At 59.8% G+C, this 15,527-nt stretch carries 15 protein-coding genes and 1 pseudogene; 7 read left to right on the top strand and 9 right to left on the bottom strand.

Annotation, left to right across the window (positions count from 1 at the left end; translation table 11 throughout):
- Positions 1-117 precede the first annotated feature (117 nt).
- Positions 118-1,169: pseudogene (locus HMPREF1261_RS11460) on the bottom strand (NAD(P)-dependent alcohol dehydrogenase).
- Between the two features lie 127 nt (positions 1,170-1,296).
- On the bottom strand, positions 1,297-2,802 hold the full coding sequence (gene gatB / locus HMPREF1261_RS11455; RefSeq protein ID WP_034658400.1) for an Asp-tRNA(Asn)/Glu-tRNA(Gln) amidotransferase subunit GatB: 1,506 nt from the start codon (positions 2,800-2,802) through the stop codon (positions 1,297-1,299).
- A 57-nt stretch (positions 2,803-2,859) separates the two neighbouring features.
- Here gatB and HMPREF1261_RS11450 point away from each other — a divergent pair, with 57 nt between their 5' ends.
- Positions 2,860-3,645: a DUF4261 domain-containing protein gene (locus HMPREF1261_RS11450; RefSeq protein ID WP_023031070.1), complete on the top strand. Its 786-nt coding sequence runs from the start codon at positions 2,860-2,862 to the stop codon at positions 3,643-3,645.
- Here HMPREF1261_RS11450 and HMPREF1261_RS11445 read toward each other — a convergent pair.
- From HMPREF1261_RS11445 to HMPREF1261_RS11435, 3 genes are all read right to left on the bottom strand, one after another.
- Positions 3,642-4,607, bottom strand: a complete 966-nt coding sequence (locus HMPREF1261_RS11445; protein WP_023031069.1) for a bile acid:sodium symporter family protein — start codon at positions 4,605-4,607, stop codon at positions 3,642-3,644. The two genes, HMPREF1261_RS11450 and HMPREF1261_RS11445, sit on opposite strands and share 4 nt — an antisense overlap.
- 72 nt (positions 4,608-4,679) lie before the next feature.
- A complete protein-coding gene (locus HMPREF1261_RS11440) occupies positions 4,680-5,711 on the bottom strand; it encodes an ATP-dependent 6-phosphofructokinase (RefSeq protein ID WP_023028693.1) in 1,032 nt (343 codons plus the stop codon).
- A 24-nt stretch (positions 5,712-5,735) separates the two neighbouring features.
- Entirely contained in the window at positions 5,736-7,112 is a 1,377-nt protein-coding gene (locus tag HMPREF1261_RS11435) for a DHA2 family efflux MFS transporter permease subunit (RefSeq protein WP_034658397.1), read from the bottom strand.
- Between the two features lie 47 nt (positions 7,113-7,159).
- Here HMPREF1261_RS11435 and HMPREF1261_RS11430 point away from each other — a divergent pair, with 47 nt between their 5' ends.
- The gene (locus HMPREF1261_RS11430) at positions 7,160-7,483 is read left to right on the top strand and encodes a membrane protein (protein ID WP_005282483.1); all 324 of its coding nucleotides are present in this window, start codon (positions 7,160-7,162) and stop codon (positions 7,481-7,483) included.
- A gap of 77 nt (positions 7,484-7,560) precedes the next feature.
- Here the strand turns inward: HMPREF1261_RS11430 and HMPREF1261_RS11425 are convergent, their stop codons facing one another.
- The 3 genes from HMPREF1261_RS11425 to gatC all read right to left on the bottom strand — a co-directional run bounded on the left by HMPREF1261_RS11425 (position 7,561) and on the right by gatC (position 9,983).
- Entirely contained in the window at positions 7,561-8,094 is a 534-nt protein-coding gene (locus tag HMPREF1261_RS11425) for an META domain-containing protein (protein WP_023031067.1), read from the bottom strand.
- 104 nt (positions 8,095-8,198) lie between these two features.
- A complete protein-coding gene (gene gatA / locus HMPREF1261_RS11420; RefSeq protein ID WP_023031066.1) occupies positions 8,199-9,686 on the bottom strand; it encodes an Asp-tRNA(Asn)/Glu-tRNA(Gln) amidotransferase subunit GatA in 1,488 nt (495 codons plus the stop codon).
- A complete protein-coding gene (gatC, locus tag HMPREF1261_RS11415; RefSeq protein ID WP_005280231.1) occupies positions 9,687-9,983 on the bottom strand; it encodes an Asp-tRNA(Asn)/Glu-tRNA(Gln) amidotransferase subunit GatC in 297 nt (98 codons plus the stop codon). It lies immediately after the preceding gene.
- Between the two features lie 199 nt (positions 9,984-10,182).
- Here gatC and HMPREF1261_RS11410 point away from each other — a divergent pair, with 199 nt between their 5' ends.
- Positions 10,183-10,845: an amino acid-binding ACT gene (locus tag HMPREF1261_RS11410; protein WP_005280230.1), complete on the top strand. Its 663-nt coding sequence runs from the start codon at positions 10,183-10,185 to the stop codon at positions 10,843-10,845.
- A gap of 11 nt (positions 10,846-10,856) precedes the next feature.
- Here HMPREF1261_RS11410 and ligA read toward each other — a convergent pair whose 3' ends face one another.
- Entirely contained in the window at positions 10,857-12,926 is a 2,070-nt protein-coding gene (ligA, locus tag HMPREF1261_RS11405) for an NAD-dependent DNA ligase LigA (protein ID WP_084538554.1), read from the bottom strand.
- A gap of 45 nt (positions 12,927-12,971) precedes the next feature.
- On the opposite strand from ligA, the gene HMPREF1261_RS11400 reads away from it, so the two are divergent.
- The 4 genes from HMPREF1261_RS11400 to HMPREF1261_RS11385 are packed head-to-tail and all read left to right on the top strand — an operon-like array spanning position 12,972 to position 15,440.
- Positions 12,972-13,643 carry a 3'-5' exonuclease gene (locus HMPREF1261_RS11400; protein ID WP_034658395.1) on the top strand — a complete coding sequence of 224 codons (672 nt, stop codon included), beginning with the start codon at positions 12,972-12,974 and terminating at the stop codon, positions 13,641-13,643.
- Positions 13,644-13,683: 40 nt separating this feature from the next.
- A complete protein-coding gene (locus HMPREF1261_RS11395; RefSeq protein WP_023031063.1) occupies positions 13,684-14,181 on the top strand; it encodes a helix-turn-helix transcriptional regulator in 498 nt (165 codons plus the stop codon).
- The gene (locus tag HMPREF1261_RS11390) at positions 14,181-15,170 is read left to right on the top strand and encodes a serine hydrolase (protein WP_023031062.1); all 990 of its coding nucleotides are present in this window, start codon (positions 14,181-14,183) and stop codon (positions 15,168-15,170) included. The genes HMPREF1261_RS11395 and HMPREF1261_RS11390 overlap by 1 nt, the downstream gene beginning before the upstream one ends.
- A gap of 9 nt (positions 15,171-15,179) precedes the next feature.
- Entirely contained in the window at positions 15,180-15,440 is a 261-nt protein-coding gene (locus HMPREF1261_RS11385) for a hypothetical protein (protein ID WP_023031061.1), read from the top strand.
- The last annotated feature ends 87 nt before the right edge of the window (positions 15,441-15,527 follow it).

Here is a 15,527-nt window from a genome sequence, read left to right as displayed (position 1 = left end):
AGGCGCGGCGCAGGAGTGTGCTCCTGTGCACATGGTACGTAAGCCAATAACGAAATCCTACTTGCACGTGCGTGAAATACAATACATCATCTTTTGGCGATGAAGTAGCTTACATACTTAATCCGCGAAAGTTTCCGTATCGATGACGAAGCGGAACTTTACGTCACCGGCAACAACCCGCTCATAGGCTGCGTCAACGTCATCAACGCCCACCTTTTCGATGACCGCGCCAATGCCGTGTTCTGCACAGAAGTCCAGCATCTCTTGGGTTTCGGCAATGCCGCCAATATTGTTTCCGGTCAATACCTTGCCGCCACCGACGAGGTTGCCCATCGTGATTCCCAGTTCCTCTGGCGGCAGGCCGACCACAGACATGATCCCCCGCGGCTTCAACAGCTGCAAGTAGTCATTGAGGGAATAGGAAGCGGAAATGGTGGACAAAATCAGATCGAACTCGCCCTTGTGGTTGGCAAAGAAATCGGGGTCCTCACCCGTTGCCAACACCCGCTGCGCGCCGAGCTTGTAGGCTTCTTGTTCCTTGCGCAAGGAGCGGGAAATGACGGTGACCTCAGCACCCTTGGCGGCGGCGATCTGCACACCCATGTGGCCCAGACCGCCAAGGCCAACGACGGCTACCTTATCGCCTTCCTTGACCTGCCACCGGGCCAAGGGCGAGTAGGTGGTAATACCGGCGCACAAGAGCGGGGCCGCAACATCAAAGTCGAGGCCTTCTGGAATCGTCAACACGAAATTCTCATTAACGACGACCTTTTGTGCATAGCCGCCCTGGGTAATGGTTCCATCAACGTCTTCAGAGTTATAGGTTCCCACCGAGCCGTTCAGGCAGTTTTGCTCTTGCCCATTGCGGCACTGCTCGCATACCCCACAGGAATTGACCAAGCAGCCAACCCCCACACGGTCGCCCACCTTAAACTTGGTGACCTTGTCCCCTACTGCTTCCACCACGCCAGCGATCTCGTGGCCCACCGTCAGCGGGAAGTGGGCCTCGCCCCACTCATTGCGAATGGTGTGAATATCCGAGTGGCAAATGCCTGCCGCTTTGATATCGATGACGACGTCATCTTCGCGCGGATCGCGGCGTTCGATTTCTACGGTGCGAAATGGTGCATCCGGGCTCGTTTTTGCAGAACTTTAGATTTAATTGGCATGTCACATAGTCTACGCTTTGCCGCCCTGACCTGCCCAAATGAAAACTATGGTCAATTTAAAAACCACGAAAGCCAGCCTCCGACCCCTTTAGAACCGGGGACGAAGACTGGCTCGATCAGTGGCGTATTAGCTCAGCTTCTCCGCGATCAGCTTATTAACCTGGCCCGGATCCGCCTTGCCCTGCGTCGCCTTCATCACGGCACCGACAATCGCGCCGGTGACCTTCTTATTGCCGGCGCGATACTTCTCCACGATGTCCGGGTTGGCGGCCAAGGCATCATCCACAGCCTTTTCGATGGCACCGTCATCGCGCACGACCTCGAGGCCGCGCTTGGCGACGACCTCGTCAACGTCGCCCTCGCCCGCCAGCACGCCATCGACGGCTTGGCGCGCTAGCTTGGTGGTCAGTTTGCCTTCCTTGACCAAGGCGATGACGCGGGCAATGTGGGCTGGGGTGATATCCAGTTCGGCCAGGGTCTTGTCCTGCTCATTGGCCTTACCTGCAAGATAAGACACCCACCAGGAACGAGCCTCGTCCGGCTTCGCGCCGGCTTCGACCGTCTCCACGATGAGGTCCAGTGCGCCCGCGTTGACTAGGTCGCGCATCTCCTCGTCCTTAATGCCCCACTCCTTTTGGATGCGGGCGCGGCGGACCCACGGCAGCTCCGGAAGGGTTGCGCGCAGCTCTTCTACCCACTCGCGCGGGGCGATGACCGGCGGCAAATCCGGGTCATTGAAGTAGCGGTAGTCCTCCGCGGTCTCCTTCGGACGGCCCTTAGAAGTAGAGCCATCGGTTTCTTGGTAGTGGCGGGTCTCCTGCTCGATGCTGCCGCCATCTTCCAGCACCTGTGCCTGGCGCTGCATCTCAAAGCGCACGGCCTGTTCGACCGAGCGCATGGAGTTGATATTCTTCGTCTCGGTACGGGTACCGAATTCTTCTTGGCCGATTGGTCGCAAGGAAAGGTTGGAGTCCACGCGCATGGAGCCTTGATCCATGCGGGCATCGGAAACGCCCAAGGCGGCGACAAGCTCGCGCAGCGCCGATACATAGGCCTTCGCCACCTCGGGGGCGCGCTCGCCGGCACCGATGATGGGCTTGGTAACGATCTCAATGAGCGGGATGCCCGCGCGGTTGCAGTCCACTAGGGATGCGGTGGCGCCGTGGATGCGGCCATCGGCGCCACCCAGGTGGGTCAGCTTTCCGGTGTCTTCTTCCATGTGGGCGCGCTCAATCTCCACGCGCCATTCCGTGCCGTCTTCCAGCACGACGTCGAGGTAGCCGTCATAGGCAATCGGCTCATCGTACTGTGAAATCTGGTAGTTCTTTGGCTGGTCCGGGTAGAAGTAATTCTTGCGGGCAAAGCGCGAGGATTCCGCGATGGAGCAATTAAGCGCCAGGCCAATCTTGATTGCGCCCTCCACACCCTTGGAGTTAACCACGGGAAGAGCCCCAGGAAGGCCCAGCGATACCGGATCGGTATTGGAGTTAGGGGCTGCGCTGAAGTTCGTGGCGGAGGTGGAAAACATCTTGGTTTCCGTATCCAGCTCCACGTGGACTTCCATGCCCATTACCGGTTCATACTTGTCGAGGACCTCGTCGAAGTCCATCAGGTCATACATCGCAGCAGTCATGCGTGCCATCTTAATACGTTCGTGCACTCTCGCGCGCTAGCCCCTAGGGTGACTGTCATGACGACTCCACATACAGTAGACACTTCGCTTGTCGATGCCCCACTCATCAACATCGCCGTCTTTTCCACCGCCCCCTCTACCGAAGAGATCAAAGAGGCCATTACCGGCACGTTTTCGGGGCGTGCCGGCGAGATTACTCCCGGCAAGAACCCGGGTAGCCTCGTGGTGCCTATCGATGGCGCTTTTCTCCTGCACTACCAGACCATCGATTCCGCACCCACCCCAGATAGTTACGGCCTCCACCCCATCTTGAGCGCCGATGCCGGCGACCTCAACACCGCGGGAACCCAGGTGCTGGTCTCGGTCCTTCCGGATAACCAGGAACACGACCTCTCCCACCAATTCCGCGAGCCGCGCCGCGAGCACCTAGAGCTGCTATCCCAAGCGACGTCCGCCGTAGCCCAGCACGCCAACTGCCTTATCATCCACAACCCACGCGGAAACGTCTCCATCTCCCCGGCGATGTTTAATGACGCCGTGCGCAATAACCTCGCCCCCATGCACATCGCGCCGGTGTGGATTACCCAATCTGGCGGCGAGCTCCGCGGCTACTCCATGGGCCTAGTCCAAGCGGGTCACCCGGAAATTCAGGCGCGCACCAGCTCGATGGATCCCACGGACCTCTATTACAAGCTGGCAAATATCGCCGACCACATCCTGCAAGGCGCCACCGTCAAAGGCGGCGATACCTTAGCCTTCGAGGAAGGCCAAGCCCCACTCACCATCACGGAGGAGCCCTGGTTCGTAGACCAGAACTTCCCCGCTGTCACCATTCATTTTTAGCTGGCTTTGGCCTTGCGGGCATCGCTAAAGCGGCACAGCGCAGCCAGGATCGCGCCGGACAAGTTGTGCCACACAGAAAAGACGGCGCCGGGCAAGGCGGCCAGTGGGCTCATGTAGGACGAGGCAAGGCTGGTGGCTAACCCGGAATTCTGCATTCCTACCTCCACAGCCATGGTGCGGCGGACCGGAACCGGCTGGCGGGTAAAAAGGCCCGCGAGGTAGCCCAAGCCATAGCCGCACGCATTGTGAATGACCACAGCGGCAAAGACCAGCGCACCGGCGGTGGCTATATTGTCATGTGCGCCACCAACAACAATGCACACGATCAAGGCAATCGCGGTAACGGAGATCCACGGCAATGCCGCCTGAATCTTTGCCACGAGCCGTGGAAGCAGCATGCCGATGACGATGCCCGCGATGACCGGAACGAGCACCACCTTGACGATGGACCACGCCATCGACGCCGCGGAGACCGGCATGTATTCGCCCGCCAACCACAAGGTCAAAAGCGGGGTGAGGATGGGCGCCAAAAGCGTAGAGATGGAGGTCATGGTCACCGAAAGCGCGACATCGCCGCGCGCTAGGTAGGACACCACGTTGGAGCTCGTGCCACCTGGGGCGCAGCCGACCAAAATCACTCCGGCCGCCACCGCCTCTGGTAGATCCATGGCTGCCACCACGGCGAGCGCGATCAGCGGCATAATGACGAACTGTGTCACCACGCCAAGCACCACCGGCAGCGGCCGTCGCACCACGAGCGCAAAATCGACAGGCTTGAGGGTAAGCCCCATGCCGAACATGACGATGCCCAGCAGCGGGGTTACCTGCGGGGCAAAGGATGCCGCGGTATTCGGGGCGATGTAGCCAATAATGCCACCGATGATAACGAGCATGGGAAAGCCCAGAGCCGCGATGAGCGCCTGCCGTTCTTCCTGTTTTTCTGTAGCGCTATTGGTACTCATAGACAAAAGAATACCCTCCCACCATGTGAGAGGGCGATCTTAATATTCGAGACGGCGGAGATTTAACGGGCCTTAACCGAAGAGGGCCTGCGCATTGCGGTAGCGGGCATCGGGCACCGTCTTCAGCGTACCCACGGCCTCTTCCAAAGGCACCAGTTCGATATCTTCGCCGTGCAGGGCAACGCACATTCCCGAGTCCCCATTGTGCGCCGCGCGGGCAGCGTGCACGCCGTAGCGGGTTGCCAGAACGCGGTCATACGCGGTGGGCGTGCCGCCGCGCTGGATGTGGCCCAACACGGTGGTACGCACGTCATAGCCGGTGCGCTTATTGATTTCATCGCCAATGACCTGGCCAATCCCATTGAAGGTTTGGTGGCCAAACTGGTCGACGCCACCGGCTTCAAACTCCATGGTGCCCTCCTTTGGCAGGGCACCTTCGGCCACGCAAATGATGCCGTACTTCTCGCCCATCTGGAAGCGGCGTTCCATCGCCTTGGTAATCTCCGCGATATCGAAGGGCTCTTCTGGAATCACGGTGTAGTGTGCGCCGCCGGCCATGCCTGCGTGCAAAGCAATCCAGCCCACGTGGCGGCCCATGACCTCCACGATGAGGATGCGGTTGTGGGACTCCGCCGTCGTGTGCAGGCGGTCGATCGCATCCGTTGCCACCGATACCGCGGTATCGAAGCCGAAGGTATAGTCCGTGGCGTTGACGTCATTGTCAATGGTCTTCGGCACGCCTACAACGGGGATGCCATTATCGTTGAGCCACTTAGCACCCTTGAGCGTGCCTTCGCCGCCGATGGCAACGAGGGCATCGACCTCGGCCTCGCGCATATTCGTCTTGATCTGCTCCAGGCCGGCCTTAAATTTATCGGGGTGCAGCCGACCGGTGCCCAAAATGGTGCCGCCGCGCAAGAGAATCCGGTCGATACCGGCATCGTCGTAAAGATCGCGCCGGCGGTCTTCTAAGAGTCCAACCCACCCGTCTTCGTAACCCACGACGGTATCGCCGAATTCGTTGGATGCGGTTCGCACAACCGCACGGATTACAGCATTCAAGCCGGGGCAATCGCCACCGGAAGTCAGTACAGCAAGACGCATATCCCCCAATTTAGCGCAGGATTTTTATCCATGCAGCGTGTCCACGTAGCGCAGCGAGGAGATAAGTCCCACTACCAGCGCGATGACAATCACAAGGAGCGAATTGATGATCGCCGTTGTCGGATTACCCGTTTGCATCACGGCGGAAACTAGGGCCACGCCCACCACGGATCCCACCTGGCGGGAGGTGTTATACGCCCCCGACGCCGCGCCCATGTGGTGAGGTGAAATATCGCGCAGCGTCGTTGCCGCATTAGAGCCCCAGATAAAGGACTGGCCAATTCCTAAGACGGCGATGGGCGGGGCCAGCCACCACGGGTTGGCATCGGCATGCATGACCCACCAGGCCAAACACAGCGAGGCGATCATCAGGCTAAAACCCACTAGCCCCATCAGGCGCGGATTCACCGCGTCCGTGAGGATGCCTGCGATGGGCGACATCAGCATTGAGACCAGCGCCATGGGAGCCACGATGATGCCGGCCTCGCCGGCGGATAGCCCCTTGACCGATTGCAGCCACAACATCACCGGCAACATGACCGAAGCCGCCATAAAGCCCATGGTCAAAATGCCCACGGAGCCGGCCGCATAGTTGCGGTTGTGGAAGAGCTCCACCGGAAACAGCGGCGTGGAACCACGATCCTGCGCGCTAGCCTGCAGGCGCACGAAGGCAATGCTTGCGGCAATGCCGATGGCAAGCACCACCAATACCCGCCAATCCCAGTCCAACTCTGGGCCTTGTTGGATGCCAAAGACGATCGAGCCGAGCGCGATGAGCGAGACTATGGCCGAGGGCTTATCGATGTCCTGGGCTGTGGTCGGCAGCTTCGGTATCCACAGCAGAGCCAGCACGATGGCGGCAATGACAAATGGTACGTGCACCCAAAAGGCCGCCTGCCAGCCAAAATAAGCCACGAGGAATCCGCCGAGGAGCGGCCCGGCCAAGGATGCCACCGAACCGATAATCCCCCACACCCCCAGCGCACGCCCACGGCGCTCGCGGGCGAAGACCCGGTTAATAACGGACATCGTCTGTGGCATTTCCAGCGATGCTCCCAAGCCCTGCACGATGCGCGCGACGATGAGCACTTCTATCGACGGCGCCAGCGCGCACGCTACTGCGCCGATCCCAAACAGCCCCACGCCGATGCAAAATAGGGCGCGCTGGCCAAGGACATCGCCAAGCCGCCCCGTAAAGAGCAGCGGCACCACCACGGCAAGCAAAAAGGCTGCCGAGACCCACAAGATTTCATTGACCGTGGCGCCTAAATCCGCCTGAATCTCCGGCAGGGCGATGGCCACCATCGACTGATCCAACAGGGACACGAAGAAGCCGAGGGATAGCGCGAACATGGCGCGCCATGCTTGGCGCTCAGGTGGCAGATTAGTCTCCACAGTCATGGCAGGAATTCTAGCGGGGCACACAAATCAGGCCTAGACTGGCCACCATGTCCATGATTGATATCAAAAAACCACAAGACGTATCCACCGCCACCACCGTTACCCTCGGCCTCATCGGTGGTTGGGTCACCGCCCGCGAGACCGGCATTCGCCCACTCGGCGGCGTCATCCTCGGCGCTGCGGGCCTGTGGGCCGGCCGTTCCTGGGCAAAGAAGACCAACCCAGCCACGACCGCTGGCCTGTCCGCCCTGTACGTCGGCGCGTTCGGCGCTTCCCACCCATTGGCAAAGAAGATTGGTTCCTGGCCAGCAGTCCTCGCCGTGACGGCCGCCTCTGCGGGCGCCGCCTACGCGCTTTCCGATGCCAAGTAGTCCACCCCACCACATACACAACAGCACCATGGTCCCCCGCCAAGGAGGATCATGGTGCTGAGTGATCTTGTGAGTATTTACTCTACGACGTTGAAGACAACGGCGTTGTCCTCAGTGCCCAGTGCGGCCTGGCCGTCAGGCAGGGCATAGAAGGAAGGCTCGGACTCGAGGACGTCACGCAGGGAATCAGAAAGCGCCTGGGTGTGGTCATCGCATGCCGCCATAGTGGAGGCGAAGTCACCTACGTGGATGGTGCCATCCTTATCCACATCGTAGGAGGTGGTGTAGGTATTGCAGCCATCGTTGAGGACCAAGGACTGATCCTTGTCGAACTGCACGGTGAACTTGCCGTCTTCCTTGACGGAGTGCAGCTCACCGGTGATGGTCTGGCCCTCGATATTCGGCACCAGCTTGTCAGCGTCTGCCGGCAGGGATTCCACCAAGTCGCTCTTGGCGGTGGAGTCTGCTACCTCGGTACCGGGCTCAACCGGTGCGGGGTTTTCTGCTGGTTTGGGAGTTGCTGCGGGCTGTTCAGCGTTTGCTACGCCCATGGCCATGAGCGCAGCTGCGGAGACGGACATCGTCGCGGTTGCAATCTTTTTCAAAGTCATACCCAGTAATTTACCCCTGCCGGATGGGCATCCGACAGGGGTGTAAACGAATCGTTATCTAATCCGCAGCTATTTCACAGTGACAACTATTTTAAATAGCGCGGCTAGTTTTGGCGCTTCGCTTCGTAGGCCGCACCCACCTTGTACAGGCGATCATCCTGGAAAGCCGGTGCCATGATCTGCAAACCGGTAGGCAGGTTGGTATCGGCTGCCATGCCGGAAGGCACGGACATGCCGCACAGGCCGGCGAGGTTGAGCGGCAAGGTGCACAGGTCGAAGTTGTACATCGCCATGGGGTCTTCGACCTTCTCTCCCAGCTTGAACGCGGTGGTCGGGGTGGTCGGCGAGACCAGCACGTCAACCTGCTCGAAGGCGCGGGCAAAGTCCTGGGCCACGAGGGTGCGCACGCGCTGCGCCTGCAGGTAGTAGGCATCGTAGTAGCCCACGGACAGCGCATACGTGCCCAGCATGATGCGGCGCTTGACCTCGGGGCCGAAGCCCTCTGCGCGCGACTGGGACATGACCTGTTCCGCGGAGTGGGATCCGTCATCGCCAGCGCGCAGGCCGTAGCGCATGCCATCGAAGCGGGCCAGGTTGGACGAGACCTCACACGGCATGATCAGGTAGTACGCGGCCAATGCCTCATCGAAGTGCGGGCAGTCCACCTCAACGATTTCCGCGCCCTGCTCGCGCAGCTGTTCCACGGCGGCGTGGTAGTTCTCCATCACGCCGTCCTGCCAGCCATCACGCTCGAATTGCTTGATAAGGCCTACCTTGACGCCGCTCAGATCACCCTTCGCGCCTTCGCGGGCGGCCTCCACCACGGGGGCAACAGGCCTGTCCACAGACGTGGCGTCGAAGGCATCATGGCCAGCAATAACCTCGTGCAAGAGCGCGGTATCCAGGACGGTACGGCCACAGGGACCCGCCTGGTCCAGCGAGGACGCGGCCGCGATCAGGCCGTAGCGAGACACCGTGCCGTAGGTGGGCTTCACGCCCACGGTATTGGTAAGCGCCGCCGGCTGGCGAATGGATCCGCCGGTATCGGTACCAATGCCCAACGGAGCCTGCCCCGAAGCCAGCGCTGCTGCGGTACCGCCACCGGAACCGCCCGGGGTGCGCTCGGTGTCATACGGGTTGTGAACCGGGCCAAAGGCGGAGTTCTCATTGGACGAACCCATCGCAAACTCATCCAGGTTCGTCTTGCCAAGGATGGGGATGCCGGCCTCGCGCAGGCGCTTGGTCACCGTGGCGTCGTAGGGAGACATGTAGCCCTCGAGCATCTTGGATGCGGCGGTAGTGGGGGCATCGGTAGTAACCAGCAGGTCTTTTAGGGCCAGCGGCACGCCGGCCAATGCCGATGCGGGCTTTTCGCCGGCATCGAGGGCCTTATCCACGGCATCGGCAGCCGCCAATGCTTCCACCTGCCCCACGTGCAGGAAGGAGTTAAGTTCGGGATTGGTTTCCGCAATGCGGTCCAAAAAGGCCTGGGTAACTTCGCGGGAGGTCACCTCGCGCGCGTGAATCTTGTCCGCCAGCTCGGCGGCGGTCAAAGAGGTCAGTCCCTCCGCAGGTACAACAACGTTGGTCATTTACTCTCCTCCCAAAATCTGCGGCACGACGAATCGCTCATCTTCCACGGCCGGCGCTTGGTCCAAGGCCTGCTCGGCGGTAAGGGTGCGCACGATAACGTCTTCGCGCATCGGTGCATCCACGGAGTGCGGGTGGCTCATCGGTTCCACGCCTTCAGTGTCCACGTTCCGTACTGCGGAAACGGAATCAACAATTTCATCAATCTGGCTTGCGAATTGGGCTAGCTCTTCATCGCTTAATGCCAGGCGGGAAAGCTTGGCAAGGTGGGCTACCTCATCACGCGAAATCTCAGACACGCGAACTCCATCCTTTTTCCATAATCGACGCGCAGGTGAAAATTATTTTCCCGCGCGTACTATGTAAATTGCTAAGGCTCCATAATACTGCACCAACCCGCGCAGTTGCCGAGTCACCCCGAATTATTGCCCCTTGAACGCCGCACTGTGACCCAGGTATCGTAAATGGGACTACAAGCTATTGAAAGCGTGCGACTTAATGTCTTACCTAATCCGTGTCCTGCTTCCCGATACCCCTGGTAGTTTGGGCCAGCTTTCGGAGGCCTTCGGGCTGGTTGACGGAAATATCCAATCGGTTGACATCGTAGAATCCTTCCCGGATGGCACCGTCATGGATGACATTGTCATTGAGCTTCCCGCAGACGCTATGGCCGATGCCTTAATTACCGCCGCCGCCTCTGTTCATGGCGTGGAAGTAGATTCCATTCGGCCCTTCAGCGGCCGCGTGGACCGGCGCGGGCAGATCGAGTTATTAGCACGCGTTGCCGCCAATGCCTCCAATGTCACGGCAGCGATGGAGGAAGTCGTCGCGGCCATCCCGAAGGCGGCGACCTCCACGTGGGCCATCGTCATTGACAATAATGAGCCCATTCACCGCGTGGCCTCCTCAAACGCGGCCCCTGCCGATGACGATACGATTCCGGTCGATCTCAACATCGACAGCGCGCGCACCTTGCACCCCGATAAGGACGAATGGGTGCCAGAAAGCTGGGCACTGCTCGATTCCGCCCTGGCCGCCGCCCCCCTGGGAGATACCGGGATGGTCATCGCCATGGGCCGCACCGGTGGGCCAGAATACTTGGCCTCCGAGGTAGAGCACCTTGGCCACATCGGCACGATTTTGGGAGCATTCCTCAAATAAGCCCGGCGCGGCTATACCTCCCCAGTGTTTAAGAGCGTATGGAATTGCTCCTCATTCAAGATAGGTACGCCAAGGTCGCGGGCCTTATCCTCCTTGGAGCCGGCATTCGCCCCGGCGACGAGGTAGGAGGTTTTCTTTGATACGGAGCCGGTTGCCTTTCCGCCGCGGCTGATGATGGCTTCCTTGGCGGAATCGCGCGTGAAGTCTTCGAGGCTGCCGGTGACGACGATGGTCAGGCCCTCTAGGGTCTGTTCCTTCCTGTCCTCGGCGGCTACCTCCATGGCTAGGCCGGCTTCAGCCCATTTCTCAACGATGGTGCGGTGCCAGTCCACCTCGAACCAGGCATGGAAGGATTCCGCGATGACCGCGCCTACGCCATCTACCTCTGCAAGATCTTCGGTTTTGGCCGCGCGCAGCTTTTCCATGGAGCCGTAGCGCGCTGCCAAGGCGCGGGCGGCAATGGGCCCGACGTGGCGAATGGATAGCGAGACCAGCACGCGCCAGAAGTCGCGGTCTTTGACCTCTTCTAAGTTCTGCAGCAGGTTCTTGCCCGCGGTATTGACCTTGACGTTGCCCTCTTTTTTGCTGCGTTTATCCTTCGTATCGCGCTTGGCCGTATAGACATCGGAAGCAAGCAGCTTTTCTTCCGTTAGCTCAAAGAGCTCGGATTCATCGGTGAGGATTCCGTTTTCGATGAGATCCATAGCTCCCTTCTCCCCCAGCGCCTCGATGTCGAGGCCCTTGCGGGAGGCGAGGTATTCCAGGCGTGCGGAAAGCTGGGCTGGGCAGGATTGAGTATTGGGGCATCGCCAGTCAGCATCGCCATCTTTTTGCGGGGCGAGCGTCGTGCCGCAGGCTGGGCATTGCGTGGGAAAGGACCATTCGTATTCGCTACCATCGCGCTGTTCGCGCACGGGGCCTAGTACCTCAGGAATGATTTCCCCGGCCTTGCGGATAATAATGGTATCCCCGATAAGCACGCCCTTGCGCTTGACCTCAGACTGATTGTGCAGGGTAGCCATGGATACCGTGGAGCCGGAGACAAAGACCGGTTCCATGATGGCAAAGGGGGTAACGCGCCCCGTACGCCCTACGCCGACCTCGATATTTTTCAGCTTCGTCGTGACCTCTTCCGGCGGGTACTTATAGGCAATGGCCCAGCGCGGTGCGCGGGAGGTCGCCCCGAGCTGGCGCTGTGAGCCCAAATCGTCCACCTTGACCACGAGCCCATCCATTTCAAAAATCGCATCGTGGCGGTGTTCGGCCCAGTAAGATACTTCCTTTTGCACTTCTGCGGCGGAGTGGACCTGCTTGGTATAGGGCGAGACGGGCAAGCCCCACGCGGCGATGGCCTTATAGGCATCGTGCTGGGAGGAGGGGGAAAATCCCTCGCGCGCGCCTAGGCCGTGACACACCATGCGCAGGCGGCGCTTTTTTACCTCGGCGGGATCCTTCATGCGCAGCCCGCCGGCCGCAGCGTTGCGGGGATTGGCAAACCGCGCCTTGCCGTCTGCCGCGCGCTCCTCATTGATTTCTTCGAAGTCCTCGGGGCGCATATAGACCTCGCCGCGAATTTCAATAAGTTCCGGGACTGGGTACTCATCGGTGCCCGTAAGCTCGTGCGGGATATCAGAAATAACCCGCGCATTGGCGGTAATCTCCTCGCCCACGGTGCCATCGCCTCGGGTAGCGGCCGTGTCCAAGCGCCCGTTGCGGTAGACCAAGTCGATGGAGAGGCCATCGATCTTCAGCTCCGTCAGGTAGGTCTTGGCGGGCGTCCTATCCAACCAGTCCTGCATCTCACCGGCGCTAAAGACATTGTCTAGGCTCATCATGCGCTCGAGGTGCTCGATATCCTCGCCAGCGTTCGGCGTTGCACCTACCTGCTGGGTAGGCGAATCCGGAACCGCCAGCTCCGGGTGCTGCTTTTCTAGGTCCATAAGGCGCTGGAAAAGCGCATCAAAGTCGGCATCGGGAATCGCAGGTTCACCGTTGTAATACAGGTTACGGTGGCGGCGCACTTCCTGCGCTAGGTCGTTCCATTCACGTTGCACATCAGCTGGATTAGTCACGGTATCCAAGTCTAGCGATCCCCCATGTCCGGGCTAGCTACTAAGGTATGGACCATGAACTTCGACGCCTCCCGCATGCTCGCCTTCGACCTTGAGACCACTTCCGCCAACCCCAAAGACGCTCGCATAGTTACCTCTGCCCTAGTCCGAATTGACGGCCGCGATGTCCAGAAGGTGGAGCACCTTGCGGATCCTGGCATCGAGATCCCCCAAGCCGCCACCGACGTGCATGGGATCACAACGGAAAAGGCCCAGGCAGAAGGCCGCCCGCACGAGGAGGTCCTCAAGGACACGGTTGATGCCATCAAGGCAGCGTGGGAGGACGGCCTGACGCTCATCGTCTATAACGCGGCCTTCGATCTTACCGTCCTGCGCAGCCTCACCGGCGATTTCACGGTCACCGGCCCTGTCTTCGATCCGTACGTCATTGATCGCGTGAGCGATAAGTGGCGCAAGGGAAAGCGCACCCTCGGCGCGGTGTGCGAGCACTACGGTGTGGAACTGGGCAATGCGCACGAGGCCACTGCCGATGCCCTCGCTGCCGCCCGCGTGGCCTGGAAGCAGGTGCGCCAGCACTACCCCAACCTCGCGCAGATGGACGAAAACGAGCTCATGGAATTCCAAGCGGTCAAGTGGTACGAGGACCGCGTCGCCTTCAAGAAGTACCTAGAAGGCAAGGGCCGCGATGCCTCTGATGTCGCGACTGCGTGGCCGCTCATTTCCTAATCCCCTTGCCATATTTCTAGAGTTTTGGAATTCTAGAAATATGAACATCGTTGAATCACGCCTTCATGATCTCGAGGAACGCGTCGCCAAACTCGAAGGCCAATCGAGCGCCCCACCGCAGCCTCCCTCGGAGGAGTCGACCTACTGGCTTGTCGATGCCCTAACTCCCTCCACTCAGCTTCCCGATGGATCGGTAATCTTCGGCGGCAACATTGCTCTCGGCAAGCGTACCTACGCCTATCAGTGGCAGCGTCCCACCACGGCAATAACTGACCAGGACTGGTCAGAAAATATCGAACGCCTCGCCGCACTTGACCATCCCGTACGTGGCGAAATTCTTCGACGCCTCCTCGCGGCACCTGCTACCGCCGCGGAGCTAGTGGACGAGGATATTGTCTCTTCCACCGGCACGGCCTATCACCACCTCAGCGCTCTAACCAGCGCAGGTTGGACCACGAAGACAAGTGGCGAGTACTCTATTCGCCCCGCCCGCGTTATCCCTTTGCTCGCCATTATCACCGCTAGCGAGGACCACTAATGCGCAGACTCGCCCTCAGTATCGTCACCGCCATCGCTATCGCTTCCGTGCTCCTACTGGCTGGTCTTCGGCGCCTCACGCTCGCCCCAACAGATACAGGAGATGCAGCCCTTGCCTCCTCACTGCGAGAACACGCGAAGCCGGGTTTTCATCACCTCACCGCTTTTACACTCCGCGACGGTATCGCCACCTTTGCGGGTGTAGGCAGCAACGAGCACACAGAAGTCGAGATTGGTTCTGTCACTAAAATGTTCACCGGCGAACTCACCCACCAGCTTGTAGAAGAAGGCACACTGCGACTCGATAGCACCGTTGGCAAGTTTCTAGACGTAGACAACGCGCCCGTAGCGGATATAACGATTAAGGAACTACTCGATCACACCTCTGGCCTACCTCCCACAGCAGACGGGAATTTCTTCGGTTTCCTGTGGTCCGCAGTGGCCGGTACGAACCCATATGAGGGCGAAAGCACTCAAGATATCGTCGATGCTGCCGCCGCAGCAGAGCTCAGCAACCGCGGGGAGGAATCCTATTCCAACCTCGGATACGCCCTGCTCGGGCACGTAATAGAAACCGCGGCAGACACGCCTTATGAGAGGTTACTGAAACAGCGAATATTCGAGCCAGCCGGATTAACGGAGACCTACCTTATGACCCCCGGCGCCGTGCCTGCCGATGCCCCGCGCGGCCGCACCGCCACTGGGCGGCAGGCCCAGCCTTGGGAAATGGACGGTTCGGCGCCTGCAGGGGCGATCCGCTCAACTGCAAGCGATATGGCTAAGTTCGCAGAGTGGTTTATGGCACACGGCGATCCCGCATACGGATGGCAGAAGAACGATAACGGCACCGGCTTCTGGCATAACGGCGGAACCTACGGCTATTCCACCATGCTCATCATCGACCCAAAGACAAAGCGAGCCGCATTTGCAAACAACGATTCGCTCACCGGTACCGAAGAACTTGGCCACACACTCTTCGCTGAGCTTTAAGGAAACACCATGCCTACGACCATTATCCTCGCCGTTTTCATCGCCTCCGAACTCTGGGCCGCATGGAAAGCTTTAAAGAAACCCGGCTCGACGGCATCCCGCGTCTTTTCGGCGGCACTGACCGCCGTCGTCATCATCTTCTTAGGCCACGCCTTGCCCTGGTACACCTCCGTGCATTTTTACTGGTGGTATGCACTGGTTGGCTCCTTCGCCCTCCATGCGGGAGCCATGACGTGGGGTGCCACCAGCCCTGCTGCGGGCCGCACCTAACCTTGCTGGCAACAAGCAAGGCGCCCACACAAGAGTGAAAAGTCTCCCAAATCTCCGGTTGCTAAAAAGTCTCCCAAATCTCCGGTT

The sequence above is a fragment of the Corynebacterium sp. KPL1818 genome, assembly GCF_000478135.1.
GTDB lineage: Bacteria > Actinomycetota > Actinomycetes > Mycobacteriales > Mycobacteriaceae > Corynebacterium > Corynebacterium accolens.
The sequence above is the reverse complement of the archived record's forward strand: the minus strand, read 5'-3'. Positions and strand labels throughout refer to the sequence as shown.